The following is an 18,536-nucleotide window of genomic DNA, read 5'->3' as shown; positions in this document are numbered from 1 at the left end:
CTCCTCAGCAATACCATGCAACGACATGGGCGAGTTCCCCGCCCCGGTGGATCGGCATCGCGACCATCATCGCGTAGCCCTGCGCCGCGGCGCCGGTTTCCGCGACCGGGACGCCGGTGGCCAGCACCCGGCCGATGGGACCTTCCCACGCGGTGGCCACCCGCTCGCGCCCCGCGTTTTCGGGGTCCCAGAGCGGGCCGTCGCGTTCGCAGATGCCGTCGACCAGCTTCGCCGCATCGCGGGTTCCGGTCTTGGCGGCGCGGGCGTCCCAGATCTCGAACCGCCGCGCGATGGGCGTGCCCTTGGCCGATAGCAGCGTCAGCACGAAGGTGGCACCGCCCGGCACCGGGATCGGCAGGCCAAGGCCCGTGGTCAGCCCCGCCTGTCCCGCGGATTCGGACCGCACGAAGCGGTAGCCCGATCCCAGATCGCGCATCAGGATTGGCGTCAGCGCGGACCAGACCCCGCCGGGCAGACCCTGGCCCCTGGGGAAGCTGGTATGCTGGCTGACCCATTCGAAATGCGTGGCCGCCCCGTAATAGCCGTCGGCGAGGGTCAGGATGCCGTCGGCCTCGGCCCAGACCTCGATCGCGCCGGTGCGGGTGGCGTCGTCGGCGCAGAGAACCACCACGACCGCCTTCAGCGTCCGTCCCGCGAAGATCGGGATCGCCACGGCGCTGGTCAATCCGACCTGCCTGGCGGCCTCGGTCCGTTTGAAATACGACCCGTCGAAGGCCTTCAGGACCACTGGGCGCGCTTCGGCCCAGGCCTTGCCGGGCAACCCTTCGCCCAGGGCGAAGGTCTCGGCGCGCGAGGCTTCGGCGAAGCGGTCATGCGGGCCGTAGACGCCGCCGGACAGGACCAGCCTGTCGCCTTCGGGGATCCAGATTTCGGTCACCTCGACGAATGTCTTCGCCGGGTTTTCGGTGACCAAGTCCATCGCTGTGTCCATCGCGCCTACTCCGCTGCGACCGCCGGACGGGCCGGCTGGGATTTCGGACGCGCGCCGTGCTCGTATTCCTCGAGGAAATTGAGCACCTGCTCGCGGTAAAGGTAGTAGTCGGGGTGTTCCAGCAGCGCCTTGCGGGTGCGCGGGCGCGGCAGATCCACGTCGACGATCCGGCCGATGGTGGCCTGCGGGCCGTTGGTCATCATCACCACGCGGTCGGCCAGCAGGATCGCCTCGTCCACGTCGTGGGTGACGCAGATGGCGGTGACCTTGGTGCGGTCCCAGACCTCCATCAGCACTTCCTGCAGTTCCCAGCGGGTGAGCGAATCCAGCATCCCGAAGGGCTCGTCCAGCAGAAGCAGCTTGGGACTGAGGGCGAAGGCGCGGGCGATGCCCACGCGCTGCTTCATGCCGTTCGACAGCTCGTTGGCGGACTTGTCCATCGCGTTGCCCAGGCCCACGCGCTCGAGGTAGTATTCGACCACTTCCTGCCGCTCGGCCCGGCTGGCCGCGGGATAGACCTTGTCGACGCCGATGGCGACGTTTTCCTTGGCGGTCAGCCACGGAAACAGCGACGGCGACTGGAACACGACCGCGCGTTCGGGATCCGCGCCCATGACGTGGCGACCGTCCAACTTGATCGCACCCTTGGAGATGTCGTTCAGGCCCGCCGCCATGGTCAGTACCGTGGACTTGCCGCAGCCCGAATGTCCGATGAGCGAAATGAACTCGCCCCGGTTCACCTTGAGGTCGAAATCCTCGACCACGGTCAGCGGACCCTTCGGGGTCGGATAGACCTTGTGCAGCTGGCTGAAATCCAGGAACCGCTCGTCGATCAGGCCTTCAGACGCGTCCTTCTGCGCCTTCGGCACACCGTGGATCGGCGTGACGTTGGGCAGGCTGCGCGTGTCGGCCGTGGCCGCCGTGATCCCCGCATCCATCAGGTAGCGGGTCACGTCCGCGCGCAGGCGCTTGAAGCCGTCGTGGTGGTTCATCTCGCCGCGCTCGCGTGGGCGGGGGATGGCGACCTTGAATTCCCGACCCAGCGTGCCGTCGGGCCGCAGGGCGATGATCCGGTCGGCCAGCACGATGGCCTCGTCCACGTCGTTGGTGATGAGCACGCAGGTCTGCTTTTCCTGGGTCCAGATCGCCTCGATCTCGTCGGCCAGGTTGGCGCGGGTCAGCGCGTCCAGCGCCGACAGCGGCTCGTCCAGCAGCAGCAATTCGGGGTTCATGGCCAGCGCGCGGGCGACGTTGACGCGCTGGCGCATGCCGCCCGACAGCTCGGCCGGGCGGCGCTGCGCGGCGTGCGACAGGCCCACCATCTTGACGTAATGGGCGACCTTGGCGTCCTTGTCCTTGCCCGACATCTTCGGAAACACGGTGTCGACGGCCAGGCGGACATTGCCCGAGACGGTCAGCCACGGCATCAGCGAATAGCTTTGGAAGATGACCCCACGCTCGGGGCCGGGGCCGGTGACGGGCTTGCCGCGAAAGGCGATCTTGCCGCTGGTGGGGCTTTCCAGCCCCGCCATCAGGTTGATCAGGGTCGTCTTGCCGGTGCCCGAAAAGCCAAGCAGGACCAGGAACTCGCCTTCGGCCACGTCCAGGTCGATGTCCTTCAGGACGGGCGTGTCGCCATAGCTTTTCGACACGCCTTCGAATGTCAGGATTCCCATGCCGCTCACCGCTGGTTCGTGAAGGTGAAGGCGGCCTGGATCGCGAACATCAGCCGATCGAGCAGGAAGCCGATGATGCCGATGGTGAACACCGCGACCATGATGCGCGCCAGCGAGGACGAGCTGCCGTTCTGGAACTCGTCCCAGACGAACTTGCCGAGGCCAGGGTTCTGCGCCAGCATTTCGGCGGCGATCAGGACCATCCAGCCGACGCCGAGCGACAGGCGCAACCCGGTGAAGATCAGCGGCAGGGCCGAGGGCAGGACCAGCTTGGTGATCTTGGTATAGGTGTTCATTTTCAGCACCTTGGACACGTTCACCAGGTCCTTGTCGATGGACGCGACCCCAAGGGCCGTGTTGATGAGCGTGGGCCAGAGCGAGCACAGCGTGACCGTGATGGCCGACACCAAGAAGGACTTGGCAAACAGGCCGTCATTGGTGGCGTAAACCGCCGACACGATCATGGTGACGATGGGCAGCCAGGCCAGCGGGCTGACCGGCTTGAAGATCTGGATGATCGGGTTCAACGCGGCATTGGCGGTGGGCGACAGGCCCGCCGCGATGCCCAACGGGACGGCGACCGCCGTGGCGACGAGGAAGCCGAAAAAGACAGTGCCGATCGACGTGCGGATCTGCTGATAGAAGGACGGCGCACCGGTATAGGCGCGCTCCGTGGGCTCCTGTCCGTTGGCGATGCGCCGCTCGTTCAGTGTGGCGACCTGTTCCTGGAACCGCGCGCGGCTTTCCCCGGTGCGCACTGCGTCGGCATGCAGGCCGCGTGCTTCCGACCAGACCTGTGCGGGGCCGGGCACCGCGCCCAGCGATGTCTGCACCTGCGGGGCCAAGACAGCCCAGAGCGTCAGGAACGCGGCGATGGACAGAAGCGGGACACCCAGAAGGCGCCAGATCTCGGTGATCTGCGCTCGGGGGTTGTCGCCCGCGACGGCGCGCAGAAGCGGCGTAACGAAGGACAGGCCCAGCACGTTCAACCAGGCGTCGGCCTTGTTGATGCGGGTGAACCACACGGCGCGGCGCGCTTCGCGGTGGTTGGCTTCGATGGTGTTCGGATCGACGGCGGTCATGGAATGCTCCGGTCTATCGGTGATCTGGTTGAACGCTGTGCGCCTGAAATCGCGTGCTGCGGGGGAGGGTGCGCCTGCGCGGCGCACCCGCGCGGCCTAGCCTTCGACGCCCGCGCCGTTGACCGTCTGGCCGTCCTTCAAACCGATCTCCAGGCTTTCGAGATACCCGGTGGGGTCGCGCCCATCATAGGCCAGCCCGTCGATGATATCCTCGGCGGGCGTCGGCTCTTTGAAGCCGTCGGTGTCCCACGGGAACCCGTCTTCGGGGGCCATGCCCTCGTCCACCAGCATCCGCGCGGCCTGCAGGTAGATGTCGGGGCGATAGACGCGCTCGGCGGTGTCGAAATACCACTGGTCGTCCTTGGCCTCGGGGATCTGGCCCCAGCGGCGCATCTGGGTCAGGTACCAGATCGCGTCCGAGTAATACGGATAGGTCGCGTTATAGCGGAAGAAGACGTTGAAGTCGGGCACGTCGCGCACGTCGCCCTTTTCGTATTCGAAGGTGCCGGTCATCGAGTTGGCGATGACTTCCGGATCCGCGCCCACGTATTCGGGACGGGCCAGGATCTCGACCGCTTCTTCGCGGTTGGCGTTGTCGTTTTCGTCGAGCCAGATGGCCGCGCGGATCAGGGCCTTGGTCAGCGCCAAGGTGGTGTTCGGGTTCTCTTCCGCGAATTCGGCGGTGATGCCGAAGACCTTTTCGGGATTGTTCTTCCAGATCTCGTAATCGGTGATGACCGGAACCCCGATCCCCTTGAAGACCGCCTGCTGGTTCCACGGCTCGCCCACGCAATATCCGTGGATGGTGCCCGCCTCGAGGGTCGAGGGCATCTGCGGCGGCGGGGTGACCGACAGCAGCACGTCGGCGTCGATCTGGCCCGTGGCGTCGCCGTCGCTGTAGAAGCCGGGGTTCAGACCGCCCGCGGCCAGCCAGTAGCGCAGTTCGTAATTGTGGGTCGAGACGGGAAAGACCATGCCCATCTTGAAGGCTTCGCCCTTGGCGTTGAAGCTTTCGACGACCGGTGCCAGCGCTTCGGCGCTGATCGGGTGCTGGGGCAGCCCGTCGGCGTTCTCGGGGATGTTCGGCTTCATCATCTCCCACACCTCGTTCGACACGGTGATCCCGTTGCCGTTCAGGTCCATCGAGAAGGGGGTGATGATATGCGCTTCGGTCCCGTAGCCGATGGTGGCGGCCAGGGGCTGGCCCGCCAGCATGTGCGCGCCATCGAGCGTGCCGTCGATGACGCCGTCCAGAAGGACCTTCCAGTTCGCTTGCGCCTCGAGCGTGACGAACAGGCCTTCGTCCAGGAAATATCCCTGCTCGTAGGCGACGGCGAGCGGTGCCATGTCGGTCAGCTTGATGAAGCCGAGGGTCAGTTCCTCTTTTTCCAGGTCCAGCATCTGCGCCGCGACGGGGCTGGAAAGAAAGGTGGTGGCCGCCAGGCCGATCAGAATCTGTTTCATTGTATCGTCCCCTTACGGGCCGGCTTCGGGGCCGGCCAAAACGCGAAAAAGCCGCTGACGCACCTCGCCTGGCTGGCGAAGGGTCGAGCGGCTTTGCTCATCATCCCGGTCTTTCGGGTGTTTGCGTCATGGCGGGCCCCGTTGCCTGCCGACGGTTAAGAAATGCGCCCGTCGGTGTCTCAAGGGAAGTGATTTATCGGGCGTTCGGGCCATCTGCGCCGCATTGCAGCAAATGCCCGGCGCTCTGCCCGTTATGTGGGCGTCACGCGAATCCCGGGTCAAACCTGCTGCCGTCGAAAAAGGCGTTCCTGCACAATTTCAACGCGCCGCCGCGCTCGGACGGCACTTGGGTATCCCGGTCCAGCGCGCCCTCGATTCGCATCGACGCGGCCGGCAGATCGCCCCCTGTGGATGCAAGGGCCGCGCGGTGCAGGTCGCTGCGGAACACGCCTGCGGCGTCGCGCATGGCGCGGTCGCGGTCCAGCCCGGTGCGCGCCGCGATCTGCCCGCCGATCCACGCGGCCTGGCTGCGCCACGGCAGGCTGACCGCGCCGTCGTGAAAGCCGATGAAGCGGTGGACATTGCGCGCGTCCCCCGATGTGGCGATCGTCAACTGGCCCGACATGGCGCGTTCGATCAGGTCCGGGGCGACGTCCAGGTATTGCGGGCGCGCCAGCAGATCCGCGGCCAGCGACCGGCCGCCTTCCTCGTCAAGCCACCGCCCCGCGCGCCAGACGGCGCGGATCAGGCGGCCCGACAGGTCCGGCTGGTCCTCGGCCCAGTCGCGGCGCACGGCCAGGACCTTTTCGGGCGCGAAGGCCCAGATCGCGGCTCCGGGCAGCAGCAGCTGGCCCATGCCGCTTTCGACCACCTTGGATCCCCAGGGCTCGCCCACGCAGAAGGCGTCGATTTCACCCGCCCGGATCGCGTCGGCCATCAGCGACGGGGGCACGGTGCGCACGATCAGGCTTTGCGGGCTGGGATGGCCCAGGGCCGACAGCCAGTAGAAGACCAGCTCGGCGTGCATCGAGAACGGGAACGGCACGCCGATGCGCAGCGGCCCCCGGGTCGCCGCGATCAACGCGCCCCCGGCGGCGGTCGCGTCGGCGAAATCGAACGGATGGCCCGCGTCGCGCAGCCGCAGGGCCAGATCGGTGCTGACGCCCACGGTCGTCCCGTTCACCGACAGGACCGACACCGCGTCGATCGCGGTGCCGCCCCCGCCGAGCCCCAGCGCGATCGCCACCGGGACCGGCGCCAGCATGTGCGCCGCACTGACCTGCCCGAAGCTCAGCGCATCGCGGGCGCTCGCCCAGGACGGCGCGCGGTGCAGCGCCAGGGCGATGCCTTCCTCGGCCGCGAAGCCCATTTCCTGGGCGACGATCAGCGGCGCCGCGTCGACAAGCGGCACGAACCCGATATCCAGCGGCGTGGCTCTCATCCCAGCAGACCGGCGGCGGTGACGAGGGCCGCGGCGACATCGGCCACGCGGCGTCCCTGGTCCATGGCCGTCTTGCGCAGCAGGGCATAGGCCTCGTCCTCGGTGATGCCGCGGGCGCGCATCAAAAGGCCCTTGGCCCGGTCGATCACCTTGCGGTCTTCCAGCGCGCGCTTGGTTTCGGCCAGCTCGGCCCGCATCCGCTGCATCAGGCGAAACCGCGCGATGGCTGCGTCCAGCACGGGCTTCACCCGCGACGGCGTCAGGCCATCGACCACGTAGGCCGACAGGCCCGCCTCGATGGCCGCGGTCGAGAGGCCGGTATCGCTGCGGTCCACGAACAGGGCGACGGGGCGGTCCAGCGGACCGCTGGCCAGCGTCAGCTCTTCGATGATGTCGCGCGACGGATCGGCCACGTCGACCAGGACGAGATCCGGCTTGACCTGCACGATCTGGCGCGCCAGCGATGCGCGCTCGGCCACGACGTGGATCCTGTAGTCGGTGGCATCCCTGAGCGCGTCGACGATCAGGCGCGCCCGATCCGGATCGGGTTCGACAACGACGACGGAAAGCGGCTCGACCATGGCGTTCGATGATCCGAAGCCGATCCGGTTGACCAGCCAGAACCGACGGCGGCGGGGTGGACGGATCACACACGCCGCCGGATTGGGCACGTGCTGGCCCCGATGCCCACTCTCGACGCTTTTCGCGGATCGCGCGGCGTATCGGGCTGATCGCTTCCGAGCAAGGGACCCGGGGGGTGGCTGAACGAGCTTTGTCAGAATCGGTGACCGCAGGAGTGCGGGTCGGCTGGGGCGATGCTTGACGTGATTTGCAGGTTTTTACCGGGCGCTGGGCCTCGCTTCGCAGCCGCGATCGCGCCTGATGCAACGACATCATGCTCCGGCACTGCAACCTTCGGATGAGCGAATAATTGCCTACCATTTCCCTGATCTTTCGTTAGGGTCCGCAAAGGGCCAGACGCTACGACCAGCGGAAACGGCCGAATAAAGGGAGGATATGATGACAAGAATTCTTACGCGCCGGTCCGCATTGCGCGGTATTGCAACCGCCGGAGCCGCCGGACTGGCCGCTCCGCACGTGGCGACGGCCGCGGCCCACGGAACCACCTGGAAGATCCAGACCAGCTGGCCGGGCGGCGCGGGATTGCAGATCTTCAGGGAGTGGTGTGGCAGCATCGCCGAAAAGACCGGTGGCGAGCTGACGTTCCAGCCCTTCGGCGCGAACGATGTCGTGGGCGATTTTCAGCTGTATGACGCGGTGAAGAACGGCGTGCTCGAAGCGGTGAACCCGTTCACGATCTATGCCCAGGGCATCATTCCCGCGGCCACGTTCCTGACCTCGATCCCGCTGGGTCTGCGCAATCCGCACGAATTCGACGTCTTCTACTACGGCCTCGGCGGCATCGACATCGCGCGCGAGCTTTACGCCGAGCAGGGCCTGCATTTCGTCGGCCCCGTCCATCACGGCCCCAACATCATCCACTCGAAGGTGCCGATCCGGTCCATCGACGATTTCGCGGGCCGCAAGATGCGCCTGCCCGGCGGCATGGTGGCCGAGGTCTTCACCCAGATCGGCGCCGAGACGACCGTTCTGCCCGGCTCGGAAATCTTCCCGGCTCTGGAAAAGGGCACCATCGACGTGGCCGATTACGTGGGCCCCGCGGTCAACTACGCGCTCGGGTTCAGCCAGGTCACCGACTATATCGTCATGGGACCCCCGGGCTTCATGTCGCTGTACCAGCCGGTCGACATCATGGACATCACGGTGGGCAAGCCCGCCTGGGACGCGCTGTCGCCCGAGATGCAGCAATTCGTCGAGATGGAAACGCACAGCTATTCCGACATGCACCACGCCGCGATCCAGGCCGCCGACCAGGAAGCCTGGGGCAAGTTCGAAGCCGACGGCACCGAAGTGACGCGCCTGACCCAGGACGACGTGGAACTGATGACCGAAGTGGCCGTGCCGATCTGGTTCGATTACGCCAACCGCGATCCGAACGCGGCGCGGGTGTTCAAGATCCAGCTCGATTACATGCAGTCGGGCTCGCTGGGTTACGTGGACCCGGCCCTGACCGAAGGTCTCGAGCTGAAGCTCTGATCGCCTGATCCGCGCTTTCGATCCGCCCGGCGCGCCACCGCGTGCGCCGGGCGGTTTTCAACGACACCGTCCAATATAAAGAGGGCCGAACGATGCCCGGTCTCAGCTTCACGCTGCCCCACTGGTTCTACTGGGTGGGACTGATTGTCTTTCCCCTGGTCGCGATGGTGCTGTCGCGCCGCGCGCAACCGTCCGAAAAGCGGTACTCCATCCCGCTGGCCTACATGATTGCCGTCACGGGCGGCATCTTGGGGCTGCACCGCTTCTATCTGAAAAGCATGCTGGGCCTAGTTTACCTGCCGATCTTCCTGTTCGTGCTGTATGCCAACGGCCAGACGCAGGACGCCCGCACCACGTTGTCGGGGTTCCAGAACCAGTTGCGCGTGGCCGAACGGACGCTGGAGCGTGAAGAGGGCCGCGTCGAGGAAGCGCGCGCCGATCTCGCCGAGCTGCAAGCCGCCTTCGACGAGGCCGAAGAGGGGTCGTTCACCCAGCGCAGCGCCGAGCGTCGGCTGACCCGCGCCCGGGACACCATATCGAAGGGCGAAGCGCGGCTGACCGAAGCCCGCACCGCGCTCGAGGAATTCGGCCCCCGCCGCGACGAGGCCGCCCGCAACCGGGCCTTCTGGGACGACGCGGCCGGATACGCATTCTACCTGATCCTGGCGCTGCTGCTGATCGATCTGATCCTGATCCCCGGGATGGTCCGGCGCGCCAACGACAGCCTGCCCGCCTACGAGGAGCCGACCGAGGCCGAGAAGGCGCTGATGGCCGCCGAGGCCGAAGAGGGACCGAAACACGACCGCGAATACGCCGAGAACTGGATCGACCGCCTGTCGCTGTTCTGCGGCGAGTTCGTCGCCTACTGGGCGGTGATCGCGGTCTTCGTCTACTACTACGAGGTCTTGGCGCGGTACGTCTTCGGCTCGCCCACGAACTGGGCGCACGAGGCGATGTACCTGATGTTCGGGATGCAATACCTGATCGCGGGCGCCTACGCGATGCTGACCGAAAGCCACGTGCGCGTGGACATCTTCTATGCGCCGCTGCCGAAGAAGCGGAAGGCGTGGGTGGACCTGCTGACGTCGATCTTCTTCTTCATCTTCGCGGGCACGCTGCTGGTCACGTCGTGGATCTTCGCCATGGACGCCATCGCCGTGCCGTCGGGCAATTCGATCGTGTCGGATTTCGCGCGCGGCCAGATCAGCCTGCGCGAGATGTTCGCGGGCATGACGCTTGAGCAATGGACGGACGGCAACATCCGCTGGGGCGAGATCAGCTTCAACGAATGGGAAGTGCCGCTCTGGCCGATGAAATGGGTAATGGTGATCGGCGGTCTGCTGCTGGTTTTGCAAGGAATTTCGAAGGTGTCCAAGGACATCCGTGAAATCGCACGGGGTAACTGATCCATGGGTATCGATATCGGAATCGAGCTTCTAACCGCCATCATGTTCGGCAGCCTGCTCGTGCTGCTGATGGCGGGCCTGCCGCTGGCCTTCGTCACGGGCGGGCTGGCTTGCGTCTTCCTGTTCGTGCTGGGCGACGCGCAGGCGCTGAACATCGTGCCAAGCCGCATCTTCCCGCTGATGACGAACTACCAGCTATCGGCCATCCCGCTGTTCATCTTCATGGCGGCAATGCTGGAACGGGCGGGCATCATCAACGACATGTTCGACGTGATCTACAAGGTGCTGGGCGGCGTGAAGGGCGGCCTGGCCGCGGCCACGGTCATCGCGTCGACGATCCTTGCGGCCATGGTCGGCGTGATCGGCGCGGCGGTGGTCACCATGGGCATCATCGCGCTGCCGGCGATGCTGAAGCGCCACTACGACCCCAAGATCGCCATGGGCTCGATCATGGCCGGGGGCACCCTTGGCATCCTGATCCCGCCGTCGATCCTGGCGATCATCTACGCCGTCGTGGCCGAGCAGTCGGTGGGCGAGCTGTTCATCGGCGCGGTCATCCCCGGGCTGCTGCTGTCGGGGATGTACATCCTGTACGTGGTGATCCGCTGCACCATCAATCCCGACCTCGGACCCGCGATCCCGGTGGCCGAGCGCGTGTCCAACGCCGAAAAGGTGCGGCTGATCGGCAAGATGGCGGCCCCGATCACGCTGGTCGTGGTGGTCCTGGGCATCATCTTCTCGGGTGTCGCCACGCCTGTGGAAGCCGCGGGCATCGGCACCTTCGGTGCCTTCATCGTGGCCGCCATCCACCGCAAGCTGGACTGGCCCACAATCCGGGAAGCCTGCACGACCACGCTGAAAGCGTCGGCCATGGTGATCTGGATCATGTTCGGCGCGACGATCTTCGTGGGGCTCTACGTGCTGGAAGGCGGGCAGCAATTCGTGCAGGACTCGTTGGCGGCCACGGGACTTGGTCCCTGGGGCATCCTGATCCTGATGCAGATCCTGCTGGTGATCCTGGGCATGTTCCTGGACTGGGTGGGCATCCTGCTGCTGTGCGTGCCGATCTTCGTGCCGATCATCAAGGCGCTGGGCGCGCAGGCCTTCGGGCTGGACAGCAGCGAGGACCTGGTGCTGTGGTTCGGGGTGCTCTACCTCGTGAACATGCAGATGAGCTTCCTGTCGCCGCCCTTCGGCTACGCGCTGTTCTACCTGCGCGGCGTGGCCCCGCCCGAGATCCCCATGAGCGACATCTTCAAGTCCGCCCTGCCGTTCCTGTTCCTGCAGGTGGTCGGTCTGACCTTGTGCATGCTCTATCCGCAGATCATCACCTGGTTGCCAAGACTGGTATACGGCTAAGGCCCACGGGCGGACCGTCTTGCCGGTCCGCCCCATGCCGACGACCGCTCAGGTCCAGTCGGTGTCCGAGATCCCGAACGCCTTGACGCGGGAATAGAGCGTGGTCGGCTTGACGCCGAGCAGCGCGGCGGCACCCGCGTCACCCGAGACCCGGCCACCCGTTTCCCGCAGGACTGCCACCAGGTTCCTGCGCGACAGCTCCTGCATCTGCGCTTCGGTCAGGAAGGCCGTGTGCGCCTGAAGGCTCGACGCGGTTTCGCCCAGCTCGATCACCAGTTTCGTGTCCCGCGACACGATCGCCGCCCGTTCCATGACGTTGTGCAGCTCGCGCAGGTTGCCGGGCCAGTCGTAGGCTTGAAGCTGCAGCACGACCCGCTCGGTCAGAACCCGGACCGGCCTGTTCAGCCTGCGGCAGACGATCTTCAACAGGTGATCGGCCAGAAGCGGGATATCTTCCGGCCGCTCGCGCAGGGGCACGCAGGTGATCGGGAAGACGTTCAGGAACAGGTACAGATCGTCCCGGATGCGATGCCCGCGCCGCGCCTGCGCATCCGTCAACGACGTCGAGGCGATGACGCGGATATCCACGGGCTTCTCGCGCGTGTCGCCCAGCCGTTTGACCGTCTTGTTCTGCAGGCTGGCCAGCAGCTTGCCCTGGATCTCGAGCGGCAGTTCCTCGACATCGTCCAGGAACAACGTGCCGCCATGGGCCAGTTCCAGCTTGCCCGCCTTGTCGCGGGACGCGCCGCCGGGCGCACCGCGCACCTGGCCGAACAGCTCGGCCTCGACCTCTTCGCGCGCGACCGAGCTGCACTTGAAGTGGATCAGCGGCCTGCGCGCCCGGGGGCTGGTCTTGTGGATCTCGGTCGCGACCAGCGACTTCCCGGTGCCCGTCTCGCCCGATATGAGGACCGTCGCATCGGTGCCCGCCACTAAATCGATGCGCATGAGGATCTGCTTGATGGCGGGCGAGGTTCCGATGATGGCGTGATGCGCGCGCTCTGACGTGATGGCTTCCTGCAGGTAGGCATTTTCTTCCTCCAGCCGGTCGCGCAGGGCGGCCACCTGGGCCAGGGCATCGCGCAGCTTGCGCTCGTTTTCCTTGCGCTCGGTGATATCGCGGAAGATCACCACGGCGCCCGCGAGCACCCGCTGGTCGTAGATCGGGGTCGAGACGTATTCGACGCGGATCGGTTTGCCGTCCTTTCGCCAGAACACCTCGTCCTCGATGCGGTTGACCTGCTCGAACCGGAACGAGCGGTAGATCGGGCATTGCTGGGATGGATAGACCTCACCGTTGAGATGGTGATGGTGGATGATTGAATGGATATCGTTGCCCAGCAGATCCTCGGTGGTCCAGCCCAGCATCTCTTGCGCGGCGCGGTTGACGAAGGTGGTCTTGCCCTCGGCGTTGACGCCGTAGATCCCTTCCCCGGCGGCGTTCAGGATCAGTTGGTTCTGCCGCTCGAGCTCGGCGAAGAAGCTTTCGGTGCGCTTCCATTCCAGCAGACCGGCGCGAAAGGTTTCGGCCAGGGCCGCCAGTTCGGCCCGGCGTTCCAGCGCGCTCAGGTCGGTGAGCGTCAGGATGATCCAGCCCTGTTTGCCCGCAACGGGCGCTGCCCTGATCTCGCATCTCAGCGTGCGGCCGTCTTCGGAGCGCAGGGCGACATCCCGGCTCCAGCCTTCGCCGCGATAATCGACCTCGTCGATGAAGACGACGAATTGCGGCAGCGCGCTTCCCAGGTAGCTGGAAAAGGGCAGGGCAGGCGCATCTGGACTGCCCGCCAGCAGGTCCGCCGCGTGCCGGTTCCATCGAACGACGCGGTCCCGGCTCAAGTCCAGGACGAGCGCCGCGTCCGGGAAAGCCTGCAAAAGGGAATCGGTGTGGAGCAGATCGATCGTCATGGGCACGAGCCTAGTGCCGCGACGCAGCACGCGGGAACGAAATATCGTAAGTTACGACTTTTCGTAAAACCCACCGCGGCGAGGGCTCAGTAAATATTTGAATTAAATGGGATTTATGCGCTGCACAAATATTGCGCATCCACTTCCGCCCGGTGCTTTCCGCTGTCAGCATTTGGTTAACGCTTGGCACAAAGGGGAAAACGATGACGACGAAGAGCCTTGGAAATCCGTTCTCGGACAAGACCGATCTGCGGCATGGCGCCGATTGCGGCTGCGACGGCTGCGCGTCCGGCCACGGCCACGACGCCCGCCATCGCGAGCCGCTGCAGATGTCGTCGGAAGACATGCTGCAACGCGCGGTCGAAAGCGCCGTGGTCCGGTCCGTGTTCGGTCACAGCGATATCGGACGGCGGTCGTTCATGGGGATGCTGGGCGGCGGCACGGTCGCCGCGGCTTTGGCGTCCGTCTTCCCCATGGATCAGGCCAAGGCCGCCATTCTGGACAATCTCGGCCCCCCCGAAAAAACCGATCTGAACATCGGCTTCGTGCCGATCACCTGCGCCACGCCGATCATCATGGCCCAGCCGCTGGGCTTCTACGAGCGCTACGGCCTGAACGCGCAAGTCATCAAGACGGCCGGTTGGGCCGTGGCCCGCGACAAGTCGCTGGCGGGTGAATACGACGCGTCGCACATGCTGACGCCCATGCCGCTGGCGATGACGCTGGGCGCAGGCTCGGTGGCCGAGCCCTACATCATGCCCGCGGTCGAGAACATCAACGGCCAGGCCATCGTGCTGTCCAACGAACACATGGACAAGCGCGACCCGGCGCAGTGGAAGGGCTTCACCTTCGGGGTGCCGTTCGAATACTCGATGCACAATTTTTTGCTGCGCTATTACGTGGCCGAATTCGGGCTGGACCCGGACGTGGACATCCAGATCCGCGTCGTGCCGCCGCCCGAAATGGTCGCCAACCTGCGCGCCGGAAACCTGGACGGCTACCTGTCGCCGGACCCGTTCAACCAGCGCGCGGTCTACGAAGGCATCGGCTTCATCCACGTCCTGACCAAGGAAATCTGGGAAGGGCATCCCTGCTGCGCCTTCGCGGCGCCCCTGTCCTTCGCGACCGAGCTGCCCAACACCTATGGCGCGCTGCTGAAGTCGATCATCGACGCGACGCAATACGCCTCGCAGGCCGAAAACCGCAAGGAAATCTCGGAAGCCATCGCGCCGACCAACTACCTGAACCAGCCCGTGACGGTGATCGAACAGGTGCTGACCGGCACCTATGCCGACGGCCTGGGCGAGGTGCAGCAGGTGCCCGACCGCATCGACTTCGATCCCTTCCCCTGGCACTCGATGGGGGTGTGGATCCTGACCCAGATGAAGCGCTGGGGCTATATCGAAGGCGACGTGGACTACAAGGGCGTGGCCGAGCAGGTCTATCTGGCCGCCGACGCCAAGAAGGTGATGGAGGACCTGGGCTACACTGCGCCGGACGTCACCTACAAATCCCACACCATCATGGGCAAGACCTTCGATCCGGAAATGGCCGCGGAATACGTGTCGAGCTTCGCCATCGGAAAGGGCTGATCCATGCTGGACAATCTTTCCGTAAACCAGCGCGCGGCGATCCTGTCGGTGGTGATGCTGGTCGTCGGTCTTCTGATCTGGGAATCCGTGATCCCCGCCCAGAAGGCCGTCGGGGAACTGACCGAATACGAACGGCTGACCGGCGGCGGGCAACCCAAGGCGGGCGTGCCGCCGCCCAGCCAGGTCCTGTCCAAGGCGTGGGAACAGCTGTCCGACCCGTTCTATGACGCCGGTCCCAACGACAAGGGCATCGGCATCCAGATCGGCTATTCGATCTACCGCGTGCTGACGGGATACGTCCTGGCCGCTGTCGTCGCGATCCCGCTGGGCTTCCTGATCGGGATGAGCCAGGTCGCCTACAAGGCGTTCAACCCGTTCATCCAGGTGCTGCGCCCGATCTCGCCGCTGGCATGGATGCCGCTGGCGCTGTTCATCATCCAGGACAGCGAAGCGTCAGCGATCTTCGTCATCTTCATCTGCTCGATCTGGCCGATGCTGCTGAACACGGCCTTCGGTGTCGCGGGGGTCCGCAAGGACTGGGTCAACGTCGCGCGCACCCACGAGCTGGGAAGCTTGCGCACCGCGTTCACGGTGATCCTGCCCGCCGCCGCGCCGACCATCGTCACGGGCATGCGGATCTCCATCGGCATCGCGTGGCTGGTGATCGTGGCCGCCGAGATGCTCGTCGGGGGCACCGGCATCGGCTACTACGTCTGGAACGAGTGGAACAACCTCGACCTGACCTCGGTCATCTTCTCGATCCTCATGATCGGCGTCGTCGGGATGCTGCTGGATGCCGCCTTCGGCTTCCTGCAGCGCGCCGTCGCCTACGCGGAATAGAAAGAGGCTCCATGTCAAAACCGTTTCTCAGCATCGACCGGCTGACCCAGCAATTTCCGGACGGGCAGGGCGGCACCCTGACCGTCTTCGAAAACGCCAGCTTCGGCATCGAACAGGGCGAATTCGTCTGCATCCTGGGCCATTCGGGCTGCGGCAAGTCGACGATCATGAACATCCTCGCGGGCCTGGCCGAGCCCACGTCGGGCGCGGTGACGATGGACGGGGCCGAGATCTCGGGCCCGTCGCTGGACCGCGGCGTGGTCTTCCAGAACTATTCGCTGCTGCCGTGGCTGTCGACGCTGAAGAACGTCACCTTCGGCGTCAAGGCGCGCGAGCCGGGCTGGACGAAATCCGAGGTCGAGGCCCACGCCCGCAAGTACCTGGCCATGGTGGGGCTCGAAGGTGACGTGGTGCACCGCAAGCCGTCGCAGCTGTCGGGCGGGATGCGCCAGCGCGTGTCCATCGCGCGGGCCTTCGCCAACCACCCCAAGCTCTTGCTGCTGGACGAGCCGTTCGGCGCGCTGGACGCGCTGACCCGCGGCACCATCCAGGACGAGCTGCTGAAGATCTGGGGCGGCACGGAGCAGACCGTGTTCATGATCACCCACGACATAGACGAGGCGATCCTGCTGGCCGACCGCATCCTGCTGATGACCAACGGACCGTTCGCGCGGGTGTCGGAATCGGTCGAGATCACGATCCCGCGGCCCCGCAACCGGACCGAGATCGTCGAACATCCCAACTACTATGCGATCCGCAACCACCTGGTGCATTTCCTCGGCCTGCGCTCGAAAGAGCTGGCGGGGCAACAGGGCGACGGGGCCGAACAGCGGCCCACCCCCGTGCGCATCGACAAGACCGCCGCGGCGGAGGCCGATCCCGAAACCGCCCCGCCCTTACGGGCGGTGAACGACTGACGGTGCATTGCCATGACTCCGAACTCCCCCGAACGCCCGCCGCTGCCGCCCTTCAGCTTCGAAGACGCCGTCCGCAAGGTGCGCATGGCCGAAGATGCCTGGAACACCCGTGATCCGCAAAAGGTGGCGTTGGCCTACACGCCCGACACGCGCTGGCGCAACCGCGACACGTTCCTGAACGGCCGTGCCGAGGTCGAGGCGTTCCTGACCGACAAGTGGCAGAAGGAGAACGGCTATCGGCTGATCAAGGAAATCTGGGCCCACGACGCCAGCCGCATCGCCGTGCGCTTCTGCTACGAATGGCACGACACGGCGGGCCAGTGGTTCCGCGCCCATGGCAACGAGAACTGGGAATTCAGCGACAGCGGCCACATGGCCGTGCGCCATGCATCCATCAACGACGTCCCGATCGACGCGCAGGACCGCCTGTTCCACTGGCCGCACGGCCCGCGGCCCGAGGGACATCCGGGCCTGACGGAGCTCGGCCTCTAGCTTTGCCACCCCATCCCGCACCCCCAAAACGACAAGGAGGACAACACGTGAAAGACAGTTATGAGGTTCCCACCATGATGACCAAGGAAGACGTCACCCTGATGATCCTGTCGGCCAAGAAACAGGCTGGCATGACCTGGGAGGGCATCGCCGAGGCGATCGGCATGTCGCCGGTCTGGACCCACTCGGCCTGCATGGGCATGAACGCCTTCCCGAAGGACAAGGCCGAGGCTCTGGTCAGCGCCATGGGCCTGCCGCAAGAAGCCGCCAGCGTGCTGAACGAGCCGCCCACGAAGGTCTGGGAACAATCCGTCCCGACCGATCCCTGCATCTATCGCTTCTACGAAATCGTCGGCGTCTACGGTCCGACGCTCAAGGCGCTGGTCGAAGAGAAGTTCGGCACCGGCATCATGTCGGCCATCGACTTCGACATGTCGGTGACCCGCGTGCCGCACGAAAAAGGCGACCGCGTGAAGGTCGAGATGTCCGGCAAGTACCTGGCCTACAACTCCTGGTAGCGCGGCCTTTCGAGTGGAGGTCGTGGCCGTCTGATACAACGATGCCCAGCCGACGCCAGCGTACGGAACATGATCGCGTACGCTGGCACGGGCGATCGCGTTACTCTTTGTGGCCCTTACATTTCGACTGGAAGGCAGATGTGTACTGGCCTCTACCGAATCTCCGATAATGCCTCTGCCAACCTGCGGCTTCAGATGATGGGGGCCCGCGGTTACTTTGGGCGGAACATTATCCGAAAGCGCCAGGCAGTAGGTATCGCCAAGACTCGGGCCAACAAACGGTAAGAGGGGACGCCCCAAGATTTCGAACGATGCCAAGGTTCGAGAACTGAGGGTTCCGGGCATGAGTACTACTGCAAGCGCCAGGGAACTAGTCTTAGGTCGGGCTACGGTCTACGGTCTGAACCGCGCCGGGTTTGCCGGAGGCTGATTGCGATTAGTTACGCGGCTATGGGTTCAGTTTCCAGAGCGGCGTAGAAGTTGGCCTCTGCTTCAGCGGGCGGGACATTTCCGATGGGCTCGAGCAGGCGTCGATTGTTGAACCAGTCCACCCATTCCAGGGTCGCGTATTCGACGGCCTCGAAGCTGCGCCACGGACCGCGGCGATGGATGACCTCGGCCTTGAACAGCCCGTTGATCGTCTCGGCCAAGGCATTGTCGTAGCTGTCACCGACGCTGCCCACAGAGGGTTCTATCCCGGCCTCGGCAAGGCGCTCGGTGTATTTGATGGACAGATACTGACTGCCGCGGTCGCTATGGTGAACCAGTCCCGTT

At 65.3% G+C, this 18,536-nt stretch carries 16 protein-coding genes; 8 read left to right on the top strand and 8 right to left on the bottom strand.

The features are described 5' to 3' along the window. Positions 1 to 4: 4 nt before the first annotated feature. From ILP92_RS13375 to ILP92_RS13350, 6 genes are all read right to left on the bottom strand, one after another. On the bottom strand, positions 5 to 940 hold the full coding sequence (locus ILP92_RS13375) for a GAF domain-containing protein (protein WP_198916917.1): 936 nt from the start codon (positions 938 to 940) through the stop codon (positions 5 to 7). Between the two features lie 17 nt (positions 941 to 957). Next, complete coding sequence (locus ILP92_RS13370; protein WP_198916916.1) at positions 958 to 2,628, bottom strand: ABC transporter ATP-binding protein; 1,671 nt, start codon at positions 2,626 to 2,628, stop codon at positions 958 to 960. A 5-nt stretch (positions 2,629 to 2,633) separates the two neighbouring features. Beyond that, the gene (locus ILP92_RS13365; protein ID WP_198916915.1) at positions 2,634 to 3,710 is read right to left on the bottom strand and encodes an ABC transporter permease; all 1,077 of its coding nucleotides are present in this window, start codon (positions 3,708 to 3,710) and stop codon (positions 2,634 to 2,636) included. 96 nt (positions 3,711 to 3,806) lie between these two features. After that, positions 3,807 to 5,174, bottom strand: coding sequence for a CmpA/NrtA family ABC transporter substrate-binding protein (locus ILP92_RS13360; RefSeq protein ID WP_198916914.1), 1,368 nt, complete (start codon positions 5,172 to 5,174; stop codon positions 3,807 to 3,809). A 262-nt stretch (positions 5,175 to 5,436) separates the two neighbouring features. Continuing rightward, positions 5,437 to 6,615 carry a CmpA/NrtA family ABC transporter substrate-binding protein gene (locus ILP92_RS13355; protein WP_198916913.1) on the bottom strand — a complete coding sequence of 393 codons (1,179 nt, stop codon included), beginning with the start codon at positions 6,613 to 6,615 and terminating at the stop codon, positions 5,437 to 5,439. Next, positions 6,612 to 7,196, bottom strand: coding sequence for an ANTAR domain-containing response regulator (locus tag ILP92_RS13350; protein ID WP_198917035.1), 585 nt, complete (start codon positions 7,194 to 7,196; stop codon positions 6,612 to 6,614). The genes ILP92_RS13355 and ILP92_RS13350 overlap by 4 nt, the downstream gene beginning before the upstream one ends. A gap of 439 nt (positions 7,197 to 7,635) precedes the next feature. On the opposite strand from ILP92_RS13350, the gene dctP reads away from it, so the two are divergent. The 3 genes from dctP (at position 7,636) to ILP92_RS13335 (ending at position 11,498) form a co-directional block, all read left to right on the top strand. Beyond that, positions 7,636 to 8,733 (top strand): TRAP transporter substrate-binding protein DctP, encoded by a 1,098-nt coding sequence (dctP, locus tag ILP92_RS13345; RefSeq protein WP_198916912.1) that lies wholly within the window; start codon positions 7,636 to 7,638, stop codon positions 8,731 to 8,733. 92 nt (positions 8,734 to 8,825) lie between these two features. Next, positions 8,826 to 10,139 carry a TRAP transporter small permease subunit gene (locus tag ILP92_RS13340; RefSeq protein WP_198916911.1) on the top strand — a complete coding sequence of 438 codons (1,314 nt, stop codon included), beginning with the start codon at positions 8,826 to 8,828 and terminating at the stop codon, positions 10,137 to 10,139. 3 nt (positions 10,140 to 10,142) lie between these two features. Beyond that, complete coding sequence (locus ILP92_RS13335) at positions 10,143 to 11,498, top strand: TRAP transporter large permease (protein WP_198916910.1); 1,356 nt, start codon at positions 10,143 to 10,145, stop codon at positions 11,496 to 11,498. A gap of 48 nt (positions 11,499 to 11,546) precedes the next feature. Here ILP92_RS13335 and ILP92_RS13330 read toward each other — a convergent pair whose 3' ends face one another. Further along, positions 11,547 to 13,403 (bottom strand): sigma 54-interacting transcriptional regulator, encoded by a 1,857-nt coding sequence (locus tag ILP92_RS13330; RefSeq protein WP_198916909.1) that lies wholly within the window; start codon positions 13,401 to 13,403, stop codon positions 11,547 to 11,549. Between the two features lie 203 nt (positions 13,404 to 13,606). Between ILP92_RS13330 and ILP92_RS13325 the strand changes: the two genes are divergently transcribed. The 5 genes from ILP92_RS13325 to cynS are packed head-to-tail and all read left to right on the top strand — an operon-like array spanning position 13,607 to position 17,762. Continuing rightward, positions 13,607 to 14,995: a CmpA/NrtA family ABC transporter substrate-binding protein gene (locus ILP92_RS13325; RefSeq protein ID WP_198916908.1), complete on the top strand. Its 1,389-nt coding sequence runs from the start codon at positions 13,607 to 13,609 to the stop codon at positions 14,993 to 14,995. A 3-nt stretch (positions 14,996 to 14,998) separates the two neighbouring features. Then, positions 14,999 to 15,835: a nitrate ABC transporter permease gene (ntrB, locus tag ILP92_RS13320; RefSeq protein ID WP_235971407.1), complete on the top strand. Its 837-nt coding sequence runs from the start codon at positions 14,999 to 15,001 to the stop codon at positions 15,833 to 15,835. An 11-nt stretch (positions 15,836 to 15,846) separates the two neighbouring features. Then, complete coding sequence (locus tag ILP92_RS13315; RefSeq protein ID WP_198916907.1) at positions 15,847 to 16,752, top strand: ABC transporter ATP-binding protein; 906 nt, start codon at positions 15,847 to 15,849, stop codon at positions 16,750 to 16,752. A 12-nt stretch (positions 16,753 to 16,764) separates the two neighbouring features. Beyond that, entirely contained in the window at positions 16,765 to 17,244 is a 480-nt protein-coding gene (locus tag ILP92_RS13310) for a nuclear transport factor 2 family protein (RefSeq protein ID WP_198916906.1), read from the top strand. A 47-nt stretch (positions 17,245 to 17,291) separates the two neighbouring features. Next, entirely contained in the window at positions 17,292 to 17,762 is a 471-nt protein-coding gene (gene cynS, locus ILP92_RS13305) for a cyanase (protein ID WP_368667887.1), read from the top strand. A gap of 440 nt (positions 17,763 to 18,202) precedes the next feature. On the opposite strand, the gene ILP92_RS13300 is transcribed toward cynS, so the two are convergent. Beyond that, on the bottom strand, positions 18,203 to 18,536 hold a 334-nt coding region (locus ILP92_RS13300), incomplete at its 5' end, for an integrase core domain-containing protein (protein ID WP_198916905.1).

This window comes from Palleronia pontilimi, from assembly GCF_016412875.1.
GTDB classification, from domain to species: Bacteria; Pseudomonadota; Alphaproteobacteria; order Rhodobacterales; family Rhodobacteraceae; genus Palleronia; species Palleronia pontilimi.
This window is presented reverse-complemented; position numbering and strand designations above follow the sequence as displayed.